The organism is Chryseobacterium angstadtii, from assembly GCF_001045465.1.
Classification (GTDB): domain Bacteria; phylum Bacteroidota; class Bacteroidia; order Flavobacteriales; family Weeksellaceae; genus Chryseobacterium; species Chryseobacterium angstadtii.
On the sequence record NZ_LFND01000007.1, the window covers coordinates 441,705 to 458,952 of the forward strand.

Annotated in this window: 11 protein-coding genes; 5 read left to right on the forward strand and 6 right to left on the reverse strand. The window is 39.7% G+C overall.

Annotated features, from left to right (window positions below):
* Positions 1 to 8 precede the first annotated feature (8 nt).
* Genes ACM46_RS20840 through ACM46_RS20850 form a run of 3 tightly spaced genes read left to right on the forward strand, consistent with a single transcriptional unit; the run spans position 9 to position 3,239 of the window.
* The gene (locus ACM46_RS20840) at positions 9 to 1,409 is read left to right on the forward strand and encodes a RagB/SusD family nutrient uptake outer membrane protein (protein ID WP_048508655.1); all 1,401 of its coding nucleotides are present in this window, start codon (positions 9 to 11) and stop codon (positions 1,407 to 1,409) included.
* 23 nt (positions 1,410 to 1,432) lie between these two features.
* A complete protein-coding gene (locus ACM46_RS20845) occupies positions 1,433 to 2,368 on the forward strand; it encodes a glycerophosphodiester phosphodiesterase family protein (protein ID WP_048508592.1) in 936 nt (311 codons plus the stop codon).
* Positions 2,358 to 3,239: a glycerophosphodiester phosphodiesterase family protein gene (locus ACM46_RS20850; RefSeq protein WP_048508593.1), complete on the forward strand. Its 882-nt coding sequence runs from the start codon at positions 2,358 to 2,360 to the stop codon at positions 3,237 to 3,239. Before ACM46_RS20845 ends, ACM46_RS20850 begins: the two co-directional genes overlap by 11 nt.
* Positions 3,240 to 3,523: 284 nt before the next feature.
* Here ACM46_RS20850 and ACM46_RS20855 read toward each other — a convergent pair whose 3' ends face one another.
* Genes ACM46_RS20855 through ACM46_RS20870 form a run of 4 tightly spaced genes read right to left on the reverse strand, consistent with a single transcriptional unit; the run spans position 3,524 to position 12,499 of the window.
* The gene (locus tag ACM46_RS20855) at positions 3,524 to 4,108 is read right to left on the reverse strand and encodes an SMI1/KNR4 family protein (protein ID WP_048508594.1); all 585 of its coding nucleotides are present in this window, start codon (positions 4,106 to 4,108) and stop codon (positions 3,524 to 3,526) included.
* A 9-nt stretch (positions 4,109 to 4,117) separates the two neighbouring features.
* Positions 4,118 to 7,591 (reverse strand): DUF6443 domain-containing protein, encoded by a 3,474-nt coding sequence (locus ACM46_RS23570; protein WP_048508595.1) that lies wholly within the window; start codon positions 7,589 to 7,591, stop codon positions 4,118 to 4,120.
* A gap of 12 nt (positions 7,592 to 7,603) precedes the next feature.
* Complete coding sequence (locus ACM46_RS20865; RefSeq protein ID WP_048508596.1) at positions 7,604 to 10,903, reverse strand: hypothetical protein; 3,300 nt, start codon at positions 10,901 to 10,903, stop codon at positions 7,604 to 7,606.
* 12 nt (positions 10,904 to 10,915) lie between these two features.
* Positions 10,916 to 12,499 (reverse strand): T9SS type A sorting domain-containing protein, encoded by a 1,584-nt coding sequence (locus tag ACM46_RS20870; protein ID WP_048508656.1) that lies wholly within the window; start codon positions 12,497 to 12,499, stop codon positions 10,916 to 10,918.
* Positions 12,500 to 12,832: 333 nt separating this feature from the next.
* Here ACM46_RS20870 and ACM46_RS20875 point away from each other — a divergent pair, with 333 nt between their 5' ends.
* Positions 12,833 to 13,219 carry a helix-turn-helix domain-containing protein gene (locus ACM46_RS20875; RefSeq protein WP_048508597.1) on the forward strand — a complete coding sequence of 129 codons (387 nt, stop codon included), beginning with the start codon at positions 12,833 to 12,835 and terminating at the stop codon, positions 13,217 to 13,219.
* A 1,026-nt stretch (positions 13,220 to 14,245) separates the two neighbouring features.
* Positions 14,246 to 14,524, forward strand: coding sequence for a hypothetical protein (locus ACM46_RS20880; protein ID WP_048508598.1), 279 nt, complete (start codon positions 14,246 to 14,248; stop codon positions 14,522 to 14,524).
* Positions 14,525 to 14,559: 35 nt separating this feature from the next.
* On the opposite strand, the gene ACM46_RS20885 is transcribed toward ACM46_RS20880, so the two are convergent.
* Both ACM46_RS20885 and ACM46_RS20890 read right to left on the reverse strand, forming a co-directional pair.
* Positions 14,560 to 15,831 carry a TlpA family protein disulfide reductase gene (locus ACM46_RS20885; RefSeq protein WP_048508599.1) on the reverse strand — a complete coding sequence of 424 codons (1,272 nt, stop codon included), beginning with the start codon at positions 15,829 to 15,831 and terminating at the stop codon, positions 14,560 to 14,562.
* Complete coding sequence (locus ACM46_RS20890; protein ID WP_083997489.1) at positions 15,824 to 17,245, reverse strand: RagB/SusD family nutrient uptake outer membrane protein; 1,422 nt, start codon at positions 17,243 to 17,245, stop codon at positions 15,824 to 15,826. Before ACM46_RS20890 ends, ACM46_RS20885 begins: the two co-directional genes overlap by 8 nt.
* Positions 17,246 to 17,248 lie beyond the last annotated feature (3 nt).

Here is a 17,248-nt window from a genome sequence, read left to right on the forward strand (position 1 = left end):
TTAAACCCATGAAAAAAATATATATTCCATTATTAGGACTGTTTCTATGGCAGTCATGCTCTTCGGACCTTCTGAATACTTCACCCGAAAGCACAAAAGTAACCGCCAATTTTTATCAGGATGAAGCGCAGCTTGAAGAGGGAGTGAATGCTGTTTATGCATCATTGCAGTATAACGGCCAATATCAGCTGGCGATGCCGACTATCGGCGAAATTCCTTCTGATAATACTTTTGATGAGGTTCCGGCCAATGATAGTTTTACTTACGGTGAATTCGATTTTTTTACCATTCAGCCTAATAATTCTTTACTCGGAAGCACCTGGAAAGATCATTATGTAGGCATACAGCAGGCCAATATTGTTTTGAACAGAATAGGAGGAATCAGTATGGATCAAACCCTTAAAAATACCCGGACCGGAGAAATGAGATTTCTGAGAGCTTTGATGTACTTCAATTTGGTCCGGATTTTCGGAGATGTTCCATTAGTAACCAAAGAAACCACAGATGTCAATGAATATTTCGGACAGGGAAGAACTTCTGCTCAAACCGTCTATGATTTTATTGAAACGGAACTTAAAGCATCTGTGGATATGCTTCCGGCAGTGACTTCTCAAAAGGGAAGAGTTACCAAAGGAGCTGCACTGGGAATATTGGGGAAAGTTTTGATGACAAGAAACAAATTCGCAGAAGCCTTACCTTATTTACAAAGGATAGAGCCGTTGGGATACAGTCTTCTTTCTGATGTCAACAAAATATTTGATCCTGCCAATAAGAACAATGCCGAAATTATCTTTGATGTTCAGTTTGCTTCCGGTTTGAACGGAAATACGGAAGGAAGTCAGGCATATCAGATGTTCAGCCCTTCAGGATTTGTATCCGGGGCAAAAGGACATAATCTGCCGACCAAAGAAGTGTACGCTGTTTTTGGCGCGGGAGATTCCAGGAGAAATGCTTTTGTAGGATTGACGCCCAATGGAGTGCCTTACAGTAAAAAACTGGTGAAGACATCCAATGCTATTGCGGATGGCGGAAGCAATACGGTTGTTCTCCGTCTGGCAGATGTTGATCTTTTAATGGCGGAATGTTATGCAAAAGCCAATGATTTCGACAACTCCAATCTGTATTTAAATAAAACCAGAATCAGAGCAGGATTAAGTCCGGTAAGCCTTACCAGCCAGGAACAGCTCCTGAATGAAATCGCTTTGGAAAGGAGAAAAGAACTGATAGGAGAAGGACACCGCTGGTTTGATCTGGTCCGGACCGGAAAAGCAGTATCGGTCATGACGGCTCACTTTCAGAATACTCCGGGATACAATACAGCCGTGATCAAAGACTATAATCTTCTGATGCCTGTTCCTCAAGGACAAATCAATACAGATCCTGCTATAAAACAAAATCCGGGATATTAATTTCAATTTTAAATACTATAAAAATGAACCATTATCATTTACAAAATATAAAAAAAATAAGTCTGGGTTTGGTCCTGTTGATCACCCAGCTGGCCTTTGCACAAACCAATTATTTCAAAAAAGGAATTCCTGAAAATAAAATCCTAGTCGTTGCCCACCGGGGAGACTGGCGGAATTACCCTGAAAACTCCGTTAAAGCTATAGAAGGTGCCATAAAAATGGGCGTCGATATCGTAGAGATAGATCTGCAAAAGACAAAAGACGGTCAGTTAATTGTCATACATGATAAAAAACTGGACCGTACCACAACGGGGCAAGGAGAGATTTCTGAAACTCCGCTTGCTGCCATACAGCTTTTATTTCTTAAAAACGGAGCAGGAATGCCTACCCGGGAAAAAGTCCCTACGCTGGAAGAGGTCTTGAATCTCATAAAAGGGAAAAGAATCATGCTGAATCTGGACAAAGGATGGGATTTTATTGAAGACGTAAGGCTGCTTACCGGGAAAACAGGAACCACAGAGCAGATTATCCTCAAAGGAAATAAAAAAGCCTCCGAACTGAAAAAGGAAGTCGGAAACAAGCTGGACCATATCATCTACATGCCGATGGTATGGCCGGAAGACTACAGCATTTATAAGAGAGATGAGGTCCTTAACCCTGCAGAATATATCAGAGACTTTTCTAAAATATTCAGCCCTGTAGCTTATGAAGTGATTATTAAAGATGATACCCCAAAAACAGACGAATTGTTAAAACTCATCCGCGAGTCTCATGCCATGATCTGGATTAATGCCTTATGGCCGGAATTGTGTGCAGGGCACGATGATGATAAAGCGATTGATCATCCTGATGAAAACTGGGGATGGATGATCAGGAAAGGAGCGAATATTATACAAACTGACCGGCCGAAAGAATTGATAGAATACCTGAAATCAAAAAACTTAAAATATGAAAATTAAGAGGTTGCTGTACGCATGGGTACTGGTTTCGGGAATGGTTTTAGGGCAGAACAGTATTTCCCTGACCCAATTTCCTTCTGATAAAATAATGGTGGTAGCGCACAGAGCGGATTGGAGGGAAGCTCCTGAAAATTCTGTTATGGCCGTAAAAAAAGCGATTGAGAAAGGTGTTAACATGGTAGAAATAGACTTAGCGTTGACAAAAGACAGTATTCTGATCGTAATGCATGACAATACCATTGACAGAACCACTACCGGAAAAGGGAAACCTTCCGACTATACTTTGGAAGAAATTAAAAAATTCTACCTGAGAGACGGACTTGGAGTACCTACCCAAATGCGGATTCCTACCCTGGAAGAAATCCTGAATACGACGCAGGGAAAGATATTCATTAATCTGGATAAAGCTTTTGATTATTTTGACCTCGTTTACCCCGTTCTGAAGAAAAGAAATCTGCTTGATGAGGTGCTTTTTAAAGGAACTGCAACGTATCAGGAATTTAATGAAAAATATGGAGCCATTAAAAACGAAATTCATTACATGCCCATTGTACGGCTGGCTAATAATGAAGGCTGGCCCAAAATAAATGAGTATCTGAACCATTATGAAGTGTATGGTTTTGAACTGACATTAGGCTCCGATGAAAGCCATCTGATCAATTTTAAAGAAATCCGGGAAAAAGGAGCCCGCGTTTGGGTAAACTCCTTATGGCCGCAGCAAAGTGCAGGGCACAACGATGATCTGGTCCTCGAAAATCCTGATATGTATGAATGGTTTGTTAAACATAATATCAATATCATTCAGACCGACAGACCGAAAGAGTTGATTGATTTTCTGAAGACGAAGAAAAGGTATGCAAGGAGCAAATAAATGCTTCAAAATTTAAAAGAGTCATTCATGGGATGGCTCTTTTTGGTCTTTAACGGCTTGGTTCTAAAAAGAAAAACCACCCTTAAAAAGGATGGTTTGTAGACCCACAAGTGCAGAATTCGAACTTTTTGTTAAGTGATTTGCGGAAAATAGCATCGTTGAAGACTGGCTAGTAAAAAGTGTTACATTTAAAATATAACGCCCTGCAATTTGCAAGGCGTTATTTTCGAAGCATAATCTTTAAAATTTGGAGCTTGACGTTTTCTCTTGTCGAAATTATCTCCTTAGTAAGGAAGTGTTGATTGGTCGTCATCTATCTCTTTTCCATTGTCATCAAAAAGCTGATACAAACGCTTCAATTCAGATAACAACATTTCTTCAAAAGATTTCCACTGAAATTTTGAAGTTGCATCCCATCTTTCACAGCAATGCACTAGATTGGTTTCTTTATCTATATATAAGTGAGATCCATCCCATCTATATCCCCCAATAAAAAAATAGTTATCCTTTGCATTTTCAGGCCTCTCATGAATATTGGGTGTAATAATAGAAAATGGCTGCCTCGAATTTGCTTTAGGATCTCGTGTCATATGCCTTCTTAGACCATCTAGACTTAATGTAGAAGACATAAAATTACCACCATTACTGTACTTCATTAAAAATTCTTTATAATCTTTAGGTAATACTGTATCCAATTCTTTTTCTAACAAATTAATTTCCTCAGTATTTAATTTTGGATAGATGATATTTAACCACCCTTTGGGCCCTTTGTGAGGTGCTTTTCCTATCATCATGGCCCCATCACTAGAGTTATCTAATCCTAAATTTGAGAACTTATATATAAGCTCATTGATTTCTTTATTATACATATTTTAATTTTATTTACGTTTTATTAGATCACCTGTCGTTTCATTTTTAAAATTGCCATTATGCCTTTGAAGATGTTCTTTCCTAGTAACAAATTCGATATTAGCAGGATCTCCAGCTTTATCAGGATGATGCTTAACATTATTAATGTGGTGGCCTACATATCCTTTAACTTTTCCTTTTTCTTTTAACTCTTTTGTTTCAGCATCAGTCCATCTTCTAGTACCATCTTCTCCACTTTCAACTAATTTTTTTTCATCCTTCCAAGCTTTTCTTACAGCACCTTGACGTTGGCTCGCAATACTCGGTATTTTAGCGGCAGCTTTTACTTCCTCAACTCCTTTTATAATAGGTGCTTTGCCCCCTTGGCTCATCAAAACACCTTCCGGCCCCCCGGCCGCAGCCATAGCAATAGTTGCTAGATCAAAAGAGCCGTTTACTACTTTTTCTTTAAAGGATTCTTTCGGCACTCCAATTTCTAAAACAAGCTGCCCCTGGCTATTTACCTGATATTTATTTCTTACTGCATCATTGGTTACAGTATTCACAGTTCTTACGACACTATTGGAAACGGCAGCCCTTACACTGTTAATAGCTCCACCAATCATCTCGGCAAACTCCATTTCGTTGCCTGGAAGGTCCTGTTCTCTTTTGGTGCTGAATGGCTCCAGTCCTTCTAATTCTCTTGAATCGACGACTCTGTTTCCGCTAAAAACATACGGCGACCAAGTATTATAATCTTCTGCCAGAGGATCTACATTAAAGAACCTTGCCATTGCAGGATCATAATTTCTCCATTTGTAGGAGCTCCATCCTGTATCCCTTTGCTTTTCCTGCCCTTGAGTGGAATAAGTATAATTTGGAGATATGGAGTAGCCAATATTAAGCTCACCTCCAAATTCCAGCCCAAACGGGTAAAAATTGGTCGTCCTATCTATTTTAAGGTTTCCGGAAGCATCTTTGTAATACGCAAGTCTGATGTTTCCGACATCATCTTTATACTGATAAATATACTTATTTTGAACGAAATCATAATAACCTTCTGAGGTCGGAACAAATTGCAGTACACCTTCTTCATATTGGAAACCATCGAAATATTCAGTCTTTCTCGTGGTTTCAATGCTTGTCCTCCCTGATCCAAAAGTATGGATTTTTTGTACCTTAGCCCCGTCCGCCCGATACATATACTTTGTATTTTCATTGTAGGCGATATCCCAGCTATCATGAGAATAATACTCCTTATCAAATTTTAAATACGATGGCAGGTTAAGATGATTGTAATCGATCTGCAAGATTCCCTTATCAACATGGCTTTTCATATTGCCATTTTCATCATACGTAAATGGGTTCCCTGATGTTTCCGGATAACCGCCATAAATCCCTGAATTATCAGTAATAGAATTAAGCTTACCAGCTGTATAGTTATAACTCAGGTTATCCATCAGCTGGGCGGAAGGCATGTTTTCTACAAGCCTGTTTCTCTGTAAGCTCAGAATATTCCCGTTAATATCATAAGCCAGTGTTTCATTATAATAATCATTTTGCGGAATGGTGGAATTAGGCTCAGAATAGATACCGGTTTTAAGCCTTTCTAAAGCATCATGATTATAATTATATCTTCTTAATTTATCACCGGATGCCTTCCAGTCCACTTCAGAAATATTCCCGTTAAATCTTCCGGTAGATTTATTGGTATATTGAGGATTATTATATTTCAGTTCATAGGCAAAAAGCTTTGATCCCAGATTGGAAGGATCATTTACTTTGGTCTGCCATCCGCGGATATTATAAGCATAATCTATAGACTCAAGTGGACTTCCTGAAGTATTCCCTGTTTTTTTATTAATCAGCTGTCCGATCTCATTGTAGGTGTTTTCTGCCAGCAGTTCTTCCGGGTTCGTGTCCACCTGATGATAATGTTTCAGAACCCTGTTTTGCCCATCATATATAAATCTTTCCTTGATCTGGAATTCTGTATCTATTCTTGATCTTTTATGTTTTGTAATGGTTTGCTTTATAGCACCGCCAAAATCGTACTCTGTTTCTGTAGTGGTATGCCCGCCCAGATAATTCATGGAATACGTTCCGATCACTCTTCCTTTGGTATCATACCAGTTATAGTTTCTTGCCCAGCCCACATCTTCGATATTTTTTACAAAGGATGAAAGCGCAAGGCCGTTGGTATTTTTTACGGTGCCTTGTCCCGGCTGCTTCAACACTTTCTGTCCCAAGATAGAGACCGGAATTTCAGAAACCAGCCCCGGTGCATAGGTATCATAATAATTAACGGTAAGAACCGTCATTCCACTTGTGGGAAAAGCATTCTTTGTATAATAGATGGTCAATTCCTGGGTTGTAAATGGAGTCGTATCAGAACGGGATTCATTATTAGCTGCGTTAACCGTAATATTATTAACGGCCTTCTGTAGTTCCACCCTTGTTGCGGTACTACTGAAAAATCCGGTGTATACAATTCTGTCTGACTGGTCGTATTTGGTAAAAAGCCAGCCTTTTGCATTAAAATTATTCGTGGTGGTTCTAAGTACCGCATCCTGGGTAAGGATCAGCCTGTCCTGCTTATCATAGATCATATATTCCCATCCTTTTCCGGGAAGCTTTTTTTCTACAAGGCGGTACCTGCTGTCATATTTATACTGATAGCAGAGATTATCAAGCGTGGTTGTATTTAATGGAGAACCTGCTGCCCCAGCCGGAATAATGTAGGCAAGCTGGTCATATTCATTATACACATAATAAGTATCGGCGTTTTCAGTTGTGCTTAAAACTTTTCGAAGGAGTATAGTCTGCCCATTAGAATTTTTAAATTCTATGGTTTTATTGCCGTCTTCATCAGCTGTTGTATTTTTATACAACTGTCCCTCAGAATAAAAAGAGGACTGAGAAACCGTAGAAGTATAGATCTTATTGGCAGCATGCCACGAAGTTACCGTTTCGTATTTTTTTACATTATCACTTTGCTTGTTCGCTGATTCTGTGTACTGAACGGGTTTTGTACTCCATGCATTTCCCGGCTGGGTCAGTTGCTTAATTTTATTTAGGGGAGAGCTCTCAAACTGCTTCTCGGAAAAGATCTTTTCTCCTGCGTAGATATTTCCGGGATCAGCCACCGGATAAGGAACACTCCCGGAAGTTTGCGGATAGATCGCTCCACCTGTTGTTCCGCTCTGCGGAACCGGGAAATATTCCCTAGCCTGTCTTCCTAAATTATCATAAGTAAGAGCCGTCACCACATCTTTTCCCAGTGGTGATCCTTTCACATTTACAGTTTGCCGGGGTCTTCCGAGTCCGTCAAAATATTGGACGGTTTCTATCCTTTTTTTGGATGGATCAGAGATTTTCGTAGAATCCAGATAGCTAATGGACTGTACATAGTTTTCGGTTCCTGTTAACTGCGCATGCAGGAGTCCTGATGCGGTACATAACCCCAGCAGCAGGATTATTTTTGATATTAAGTATTTTTTCATAGGTTGCGTTTTTTATGGTTTGAAGTTGTATTTGTATTCTTTCAGAATATTTCCATTTTTATCGTTTTCCCTGATTTCTTTCAGTCTTCCATAGACATCATAGGTATAGAATTCCCGTATTCCTGATGGAGGGGTAATGCTGGTTACTCCTTTCAGCAGATCATAGGTAAAGGTGGTTACCTTATATCCTTTCAGTGCAGCATGGTTCCTGAAAGTATCCAGGGCGGTGATAAAGGCCGGTTCAGCATCCGGATTGGAGGCGTCCTGATCAGAAGCGGATACAATGGAAGAGGTGATTCCTAAACCGGAAAGCTGGTCATAAGTTATACCCTCTATCTGGGCAATAGGCTGGGTACCTCCGTATCCCCACACAAATGCTACAGGTGCTCCCGTTTTTTCAGTGTACTGAAGGATATTTCCGCTGGTGTCATATTTATCATATTTTATTTCAGTGCTTACCGCAGAGTTAGGCATATCATAAAGTCTCACTAAACGTGGCAGGATCAGGTTTCCTGTTTCCGCACTAGGTAATGAAGCAGGATAAAGCGTTTCTGTTTTGGATATGATTTTGGTAGTGCTTCCTATGGTCTGGCTTGCTACGGTTTCCAGAGGAATTCCCACCATATTTTTCCCGATCATCAGCTGGTTTGCTTTTTCATGGGCATAGCTGTACGCAGTTTCATTAATCCTGCCATCTGAAGAAGTGGTTTTCTGACGGCTCAGCTGGTAGTTAGATGGATTATTATAGAAATATTCCGTTTCTGTTTTTACCGGGATTCCATCTAAGTAGTCCGTGGTCTTCTGGGATTTTAAATAATGCCAGTAGGAAACGCTGCGGTACTCGTTAACAATGAGGTTATCCAAATGTTCAAGATTGACAGAGAATCCCGCCGGCTTTCCGGTACATTTGTTACCGGGCAGAGCCACGTCCGCTGCGGTGCAGGTGTAGGGATGCTGAAGGGTTCCACATGCCGGATCAAATAATTTCTTCCCTGAAAAATTCTTAAGCTCAAAGGTGGCCGCATCATTTTTTTCATAGATATTTTCTTTCGCCTGAATAATATCCAACGCAGACGAGCCTGAGTTTTTTCTAAGGATAAATGATTTGATTTCAGTACCATTATCCCAGCCTTTATTGGTCCAGGGATTATTACTGATTCCATTAGGTCCCCATACATTGGAACCTGGATCATCTCTGCGGATGGTAAATTCTTTCATTTCTCCTCCGTTCTCAAAATTGTCGCCTCCTTCACTAATCGTTACAAAAGGATAAAGGCAGCTCATAGTTCCTGTATCATAAAGCGGCATCAGGCTGCTTGAAGAAAGGACAATATTGGAATTTTGTATGATACCGGTACAGCTTCCGGGATCACCTGAACCCGGCCCGCCACCACAGGCAATTTCCCATTTTTCCAGATCGGTGTAGAAAGTCCTGTTTCCTTTATCTCCTGAAGATTTGGAAAGATCGTCTTTATGGGCGTAATGGTATCTTTTGTAAACCGGAACGCCTGAAACCGGATCAACATCTTTGGTAGATTTCACCCTTACCCCTCCGGTATCCAGATTGGCCATGAAGGTCTGTGGGGCGGTCTTATAATAGGAAACCCGTCCATTAATACTGCTGCACAGAAAAGTAGCATTAAACTTAATCTTATATGTTCCCCCGGCCACGGCACCAAAAGAAATATGTTTTGTGATTCCGTCCCGTGTCAATTGATAAATCTGACCCTGGTTAACCTGAACTGATCCGGCATAGTGCCCTGAACCAGCAAAACTTTCGCACTCCTGTATTGAATTCGCATGCAACGAAGCGCTAACTGTAATGGTTTGATCCACTGCCGATACAATGGTATATTCAAGGGTTCTATCATCGGTTTGATTGTCTGTATCAACATCCAGGTATTCGGTAAAAAGAGGCGGATAAATGGTTTTTTCGCCCCAATAGGTATTCCCTTCGTATTCCAGTTCAGTATAGCCTTTGGTAGGATAGGTAATTTTTTTAAGCATTCCCAGTTTTGAGTAAGTGGGGTTAGGCTCTTTATCGGCACCTCCATAATTATACTTGTAAAGTCCATAATCCTGAATGTTTGCAGGAACAAGTTTATCATTATAAGTTTTACCGTTAAAATATCCCCAGTGATCCTGTCCTTTGGAAAGTCTTTCAGGCAGATCCTGCGGTTTATCATACTCAAAGCTGTATTTCTTCTGGGGATCTTTAAAGGTAACACTGCTGAGAAAGTTCCTTTTGTTAGCAGTATTAAGATAAGCTAAGGAAGCACTCTCGATAGTTTCCCCATTTCTGCCCAAAAGCTTGATTGTTTTTATTTTTACATTCCCATCTACATCAAGAGCAGAATTACCCGTTTCATATTCAAAAGTAACGGTTCCGTCTGCCGCGTTATTACTGCTGATGGAAAGAATCCGTTTTCCGGATACCTGCATGGTATTGCTCGCGATGGCTCCCGTTGAGGGGGCCATTGAATAACCTGACCCCTGGCAGCCGGCCTGTGTTGCCGGATAGCCTACAGACATCCTTAACATTTGGGATTGGGAGGTGGTATATTCGGAAAGCGTGCTAGCCTCATAATTAAGATAGATTTCATCACCATTAGGGTGCTGAATTTTGGTAAGATACCAGGCCGTAACAGCTCCGGAAGGAATTGAATGACCGCCTCCCACGCTTCTGTACATCGTACTTTCCTCTTCTGTAAAATAATATTTTTCACCATTAGATACGGTCAATGTAAAACCCTGACCTGTTTTTTCAATTTTTATCGCCTGCTGGTCTACGATATGGGGCTGATTATTCTGGTCATAAAAAAACTTCCCGGAATAGCCATTGAAATTAAAGGAATACAGATCAGCTTCTGTATCCAGAGCGTCGGAACCAGCTCCTACTGCAAATAAGAATTGATTGGTTACAGCACTGGTGTAGGCACCGCTTATGGGTTCCGGTGTTTTTATATGCGTGGATGATTCATCCGCCCTGTCTCTTACCATTCTGGTAATAACCCCTCCAAAATTCAGGTTCCAGCCTAAACCAACATTGGTGGAAAGCTCATCAACCCTGATACCATTTGATGAGTAGGAAAGGCTTAATGGAAGATTGATATTTCCTGTTTGATAAGTAAACAGCGGAACCGAAATATTTGGGGATCCTGTAAAAAGTCCTACCGGTACATTCCCGTAATTTCCCAAGGCATAAGCCGTTGGTGAAGGTGGGATGATCTTAGGCAGGGTCGTACCAGTTGAGGACTGTGCCTTCATAAAGCTTATGAGTAGCAGCACAGCCGGAATTAAGATTTTTTTCATTTGATTTATGTTTTATTTTTTGATGAGTTTGGCACTCGCCGTTTTATTCGTATCTGTTTTTATGGTCACCAGATAGACTCCCTGAATTAAATTCTGAGTATTAATCTTGGTTACTTTGTTTTTGGTTTTTAGATTCTGGATTTGTCTACCACCCATGTCGAACAATAAAATTTCAGCATCTTCGAATTGGGAGCCAATTTCTACGTAAGCATACTCAGAGACAGGATTCGGATAAATTTTGATATCTTGTTTCTCAATTAGCTGATCCAACTGTTTATCCCCCAGCTTTACAATCTTCCAGTTTTCTTTTCCCAGTTCTTCTGCACTGGTTCCGGCAAGAACAATAGAACCGTCCCTGTTCAGCTTGATGTCTGAGAGCCTTTCCTGTTTTCTGGCAGATTCTCCTTTCACATGCTTTCTCCACTGTTCATTACCATCCTGATCCAAATACAACATCCAGAACTTTTCATCATCAGATGTCGAATTACCCTCGGCTTGGGTATAACCGCCTAACAGAATTCCTTTTGAAGATTTATCGTCTGCGGAATGAAGCACGCTCGCTCCCATCAGGATATCCCGGTTCCCAAAACTGTAGGATTTCTGCCAGAGCTCTTCACCTTTGTTATTAAGGGAAATCAGCCACAAATCCGTTCCTTCCTTTATCTCTACTGTTTTATTACCGGAGATTGCGCTTCTGGATTCACCACCGATTAAATATCCGTTTGATGTTAAGGAGAGGGTTCTTAAATGGTCATCTCCTTTTCCACCGAAGTTCTTTTCCCATTCTACTTTGCCGTTTTTATCCAGCTTGATGATCCAGTAGTCACCTTCACCATAGTTTTCTGTTTTCTTGACATAAGACGATGCTGACGATGGGGCGGGAGCACCAGTTTTATAAGTAGTATTACTTCGGGAATATACTCCCAATAATGCTCCGCCGTCCATCGTAGGGATGAGCTTCTCAGACTCATCCAAACCATCACCACTCAAAATGTTTTCCGAAATTATTTTGCCGTTTTTATCCAATCGTACGATCCAAATATCTTTGGATGTGCCGTTTGGCGAATTCTGAATGTTTCCAGCCACAAAAAATCCCATATCTGTAGTCTGGACAACGGCGCGGGCCTCATCATCCAGGGAAGTTCCGAGCGTCTTCTGCCAGAGCTCATCACCGAATTCATTAAGCCGTATCAGCCAGATGTCTGAGCCGCCTTTGGAATCTTCCTTTTTGTCCTGTCCCTTCCTGGAAAATGTGGTTCCAGAAACGAGAAATCCGCCATCCTGCGTGGCTACGGAACCTGCAAGGTAATCATGATTCTGTCCTGAAAAGTATTTTTCCCAGACCTGTTCCCCCTGCTGGTTTAGTTTTACTAAATGGAAATCATAGCCGTTATTCTGTTTAATGTCTGATATCCCAGAGCCTGACCGAGATTGAATGCTGCTTCCGGTAATTAAATACTGCCCGTCTATGGTCGTTGTGACCTGACTTAAGAAATCCTGTGTAGATGATTTTATGTCTTGTTGCCAGAGGACTTCCTGGGCAAAAATTGGAATAGTTGTATACAAAAAAAGCATACCATAGATCGTTTTTCTCATAATTTTATAGTTGTTTGGTTTATAGATTTTTAACAGCGAATATATCCCCATAGTAAGATATAATGATATGGGTTGTTTCACTATATTTTACATCCGTGTTTTTACGGATATCTGATTTTTTATTTTATATAAACTGTCTCTATTTTGCAAGTTTAGGGACTGCTAACGTCAAAAGCTGTCGTAATAAATTCTACTGAAATAATTATTTGGTTTTATTTGTGAAAATATTTCTTAAAAACCAATGCACTAAAAAAAATGGTTATAAATTGGTTATGAATTTCATAACCGCAGTTATAATTTATTTTTTAATATCTTAGCCATAAAATTAAAAGTATGTCTACGATAGGGACCAAACTTGCAAGGTTACGCAGGAAGAAGGGCTTTTCACAGGATGAAGTTGCCGCTAGGCTAAATGTTTCTCAACCAGCCTATCACAAATGGGAAACCGGGTTAAGCAGGCCAACTGATGAACATATAATGAAAATATGTGAACTCTTTGAAATTGAGATCGAAGAATTATTACAGGATGATCCCTCAACATTTAATAACAATACTATCAGTGATTCAACGGTATTAAATTCTTCAAACTCTATTATTTCCAATATCAATCTGCTTTCTCCTGAGTTAATGCAGCAGGTTCTGAAGAATCAACAGCAGATTACAGAAACGCTTAATACACAGAATAAACTTATAGAAATATTGATTGGTAAGCTCAAATAGTAGGAATATTCTATATTAATCTTCTATCGCATTTTAACCGATATAATTTATCCTTAACATCCACATGTTAAGGATTTTTTTTGTGCAGCGGTCAAAAAAGGTAAAATTGGGCAATAAAGCTGTAGACATATTCGAATTTTTTGTAGACACTTCTGATACTACACGGTCTCAATTCACAAATTCACACCTCTTTTTTGATTTTTTTTACAACTTAAAAAAATCATAGTTAAGATGACAGCTTATAAATACCTTCAAATGAAAAAAAAATGTGCAGTATCTAAGCAATAGTAGAGTTATTCAAGATTTACAATTTAATATATCTGAAATACAATATGTTATAATTATTTTTTTTTAAAAATCTTTCTTAGGATTTATCATATTTATTAGATGTCCAAGGAAACTAATACAGTGTGAAAAAAAACTAATACACTTAGCTGGGGTGTGAATTGCTTTTCTGAGACAGCAAAATCTTGCTTCATATGTTTTTGTTCGTCTACATTCGTAACAGATTGTCAATGAAACTTTTTAAAGGGAAATAAAAAATGTTTGTTCTTTTTCTAAGAAAAGCATGCGCAAATTGTTCAAAATGAGCAGCAATGTTTTGTAAGTCTTTAGGATCAGATATACATTTGACTTAACAGTTAATTCAAGGATTTAAAGAAATACAGCTTGTAACTTTTCTAGAATTAGTACGTTATTTTTCTAGAATGGTACCAACAATCTTTTGGAGTATTGCTTTTCTTAAATCTATATTTGATACGACTAAAATTTTTCATAATAGCTACTTACTATTTCGGTCAAATTATAAATCCAGGTCTGGTGATTCCCGAAATAGGATTGTTAAAATGTAGAAGCTGCAAAGTCAGTAACTACTTTTAATACAGTATCCTACAAAGGTGTATTAAAAAAACTTTAACCATTCAGAACAGAAAAAGTAATCCATAGCCCATACTCACGGGATATGCCTTTTTCTTTCATTTTACGGACAGATAAACTGTCCAAATAGTAACCTCAAAAACAATCAAAATGAAATCACTAAAAACAGCCGTTGCAGCGATAATGATCGCTGGCGGCACCATTGCAGCCTTTGCATTTACAAAATCTGATAAAGCAGAATTACTTACTGCTCAAACCGAATTGCATTGGTTTAGCCCCGGTGGCAGTTATCTGGGAGAAAAGACCATTGCCGAGCAGGAAGCTGAATGTCCAGGGGATAATTTTCTCTGTGCTAGAGGATATGATGGTGAAAATAACGGCGCTCCGGTAGGACCGATTCGTTATGAGGCTAAAAAAGCGCAGCCATAACAAGGAGAATGGAGCTGCAATTTGCAGCTCCATTCTTATTTTTTACTTAGTACAATAACCTGCATCTCCCTATATTCCCGGGTAAGGATAAGTCCCTGTTTTTTTAATGCAGCGATCATTCCTTCTAAATCGGTTTTTTCTTTTAATGGCAAGGCGATACTCAATTTTTGTCTTTTATCAAGTCCTGTCTCGTCCACGATGGCTAAGGGAAATAATGGTGAATCTCCATATGTCCATATACTGAGCAAATTTTCAAGAGGCAAGTTATTCCTAATTGTGGAGTCCTTTGTTTCGATAGTTTCTTCTTTTAAATTAAAAGGTGATAATTTAATTCCCTTTCCAGTTTTTAAAACAAGACATTCCATATCTCTGTTTTGGAGTTCTGAGCGTATTCCAAATTCCAAATCAAGAAACTTTTTCATTTTATCATAAGCTTCTTCAATATTATTCCCTGGTATAATCTGGTCATAGGAAAAATAATTTTTCTTTATGATATGATCTTTTTTATGCTCTGCAATTCCTTCATAAATAACCCTGCTAGTATGAAAATCTTCTAATCCAATGCATGCCAATTTATAGAGCCCTGAAAGAGATAGATTAATGGCTCTGATTCTGTTTGTGTTGGTTGTTTTGTCAAAGAACGGAGTAGTACTAAACGACTGCGTTCCTTTTTGAAAGTTTCCGAGGTAGTAGTATGATTTTAGTGCTGGAAAACCCCGGCTTTCATCAATCTGGATAAGGGGACTGAGCACCTTATAGGTGGCAACATCTTCCTGTTCATTTTTAAGAGGAAGCGATAATTTATCCCCTGCGATAAGCTTGCGGACATTTTCTTCATTGAGATGTTCCGGTGTTGTTATAGCTGCTACGACCCCTTCTTTATTGATCCATACATAATGGGGAATCTGCCGATGGGGAAAATATCTTTTCAGCAGCTGATCATCTGTCACGGAAGCGACCTTGATGCCGAAATTCTTTTCATAGGTTGTTAGAAATTTGCTGACCACAGCATTTTTATCACTTGTCACGGCCATAATTTCCAGATCTTCTGAAAATTTATTTTTTAGGGAATCTGTTTTGGGAAACTGGGCAATACATGGGGAGCACCATGTAGCCCAGAAATCGAGTATAAGGGCTTTCCCTTTTTTATAAGCAAACTCGTCCTGTTTCCAGTTGACCAGATACTTTGCATTAAAAGGTTCAACCGTATCACCGATACCATACACCTGAGCTTTTGCTCCGGTAAGAGATAATGCTGCTATATACAGCAACATAAAAATTTTATATAAAAAATTTAAATTATTCATAACCTTGATTTTGTGTGATAAATGGATTTGAAAGAATTACTGAATTGGGAACAGGGTAAAGGAGATCTGTGCCAGCAATATCCGGCTGTTTGTCTTTTAACACCTCTAATGCACGTCCTGTCCTTTTCAAATCAAACCAGCGGTGTCCCCACTCAGCAAATAATTCCGCTCTGCGCTCTTTTTCTATGATAGCAGCGATATCTTGTGAATTTCCGGTCATATCGGATAGACCAGCCCTGGCCCGGATGGTGTTGATATCAGCTAGTGCAGCCTCAACATTATTTTTTCTGGCGTATGCTTCTGCCCGGATCAGGTACTGTTCTGCGAGCCTGAAAACTTTATAATACTCCGAAACCGTACCTATGGCGACCGCTTTGTATTTTTGGGCAAAGCTGTACAGGGTTGAATTCACTGTTTTGTTCAGAATAAAATTACTTTTACGAAGATCACCTGTTTCAAAACTGCTGATCAGATGATCGGTCAGTGCCAGCTGTCCGAGCGCAGAAGCAGATGTACTCAGGGGCAATAGCTGGCGTGCTTCGGTGGTATTCCAGGAAGGCTGAACGGGCATTAGCTGCCAGATAGTTTCATTTCCTTCTATTGAAAATACCCTGTTAAGCGGATCAAGCGAATATATACCCGACTGTATCACTTCATTGGATTTTGAAATGACTAAATCCCACTGCTCGGAATAGAGATAAACCCTGGATAAAAGTGCCTGAACGGTTTTAAGATTAGGACGTACCCTGTTAGCGGTCACATAGGCATCCGCCATCAACTTTTCAGCCTCCAGAAGGTCCTTAATGATCTGCGCGTAAATATCGGCAGAGCTGTCCCTCGCTTTTACGGTATTGAGCTCATAATCGGTGGAGATGATCAAAGGAACATCCCCGAAAATATTCACCAGATAGAAATATATGAATGCTCTTGTAAAGAGTGATTCTCCCAAGAGCTGATTTCTGACACCCGCAGGAAGCTGCTGCGCTGCGCGCAATTTTTCGATGCAGATATTGGACTGGTAAATATTCTTATATGCCCTGTCCCATATATTAAAATCCAGTACAGAATTTTTGGAGGTCAAAGAATTCGTCCTGAGCTCATTGTAGGAAGAGTTGGTGGTGTTGGTATTGTAAAACTCATCGGCACTGAGCCCCGTAAATATCGTTATACCACCTGATGAATACCATAATGAAGTTCCCATAAACTGTGAATAGATCCCCAGTACAGCAGAAGTGGCTTTCTCACTGTCGCTGAAAACATCTTCGGCGACAATCCGATCTTGCGGCTGCCCTACATCAAGAAATTTGCTACAGGAGGTTACAGAGCCCAAAGCTGAGATTATACAAATGATCCATACTTTCTTAGTAAGACCTCTACGGGAATATGCTATAAAATGTTGTATTATCTTTTTCATAAG

Bases quoted from the DNA above. Each gene is read 5' to 3' on its own strand.
- ACM46_RS20840 (WP_048508655.1), top strand. From the start codon at position 9: ATGAAAAAAATATATATTCCATTATTAGGACTGTTTCTATGGCAGTCA.
- ACM46_RS20845 (WP_048508592.1), top strand. From the start codon at position 1,433: ATGAACCATTATCATTTACAAAATATAAAAAAAATAAGTCTGGGTTTG.
- ACM46_RS20850 (WP_048508593.1), top strand. From the start codon at position 2,358: ATGAAAATTAAGAGGTTGCTGTACGCATGGGTACTGGTTTCGGGAATG.
- ACM46_RS20855 (WP_048508594.1), bottom strand. From the start codon at position 4,108: ATGTATAATAAAGAAATCAATGAGCTTATATATAAGTTCTCAAATTTA.
- ACM46_RS23570 (WP_048508595.1), bottom strand. From the start codon at position 7,591: ATGAAAAAATACTTAATATCAAAAATAATCCTGCTGCTGGGGTTATGT.
- ACM46_RS20865 (WP_048508596.1), bottom strand. From the start codon at position 10,903: ATGAAAAAAATCTTAATTCCGGCTGTGCTGCTACTCATAAGCTTTATG.
- ACM46_RS20870 (WP_048508656.1), bottom strand. From the start codon at position 12,499: ATGAGAAAAACGATCTATGGTATGCTTTTTTTGTATACAACTATTCCA.
- ACM46_RS20875 (WP_048508597.1), top strand. From the start codon at position 12,833: ATGTCTACGATAGGGACCAAACTTGCAAGGTTACGCAGGAAGAAGGGC.
- ACM46_RS20880 (WP_048508598.1), top strand. From the start codon at position 14,246: ATGAAATCACTAAAAACAGCCGTTGCAGCGATAATGATCGCTGGCGGC.
- ACM46_RS20885 (WP_048508599.1), bottom strand. From the start codon at position 15,831: ATGAATAATTTAAATTTTTTATATAAAATTTTTATGTTGCTGTATATA.
- ACM46_RS20890 (WP_083997489.1), bottom strand. From the start codon at position 17,245: ATGAAAAAGATAATACAACATTTTATAGCATATTCCCGTAGAGGTCTT.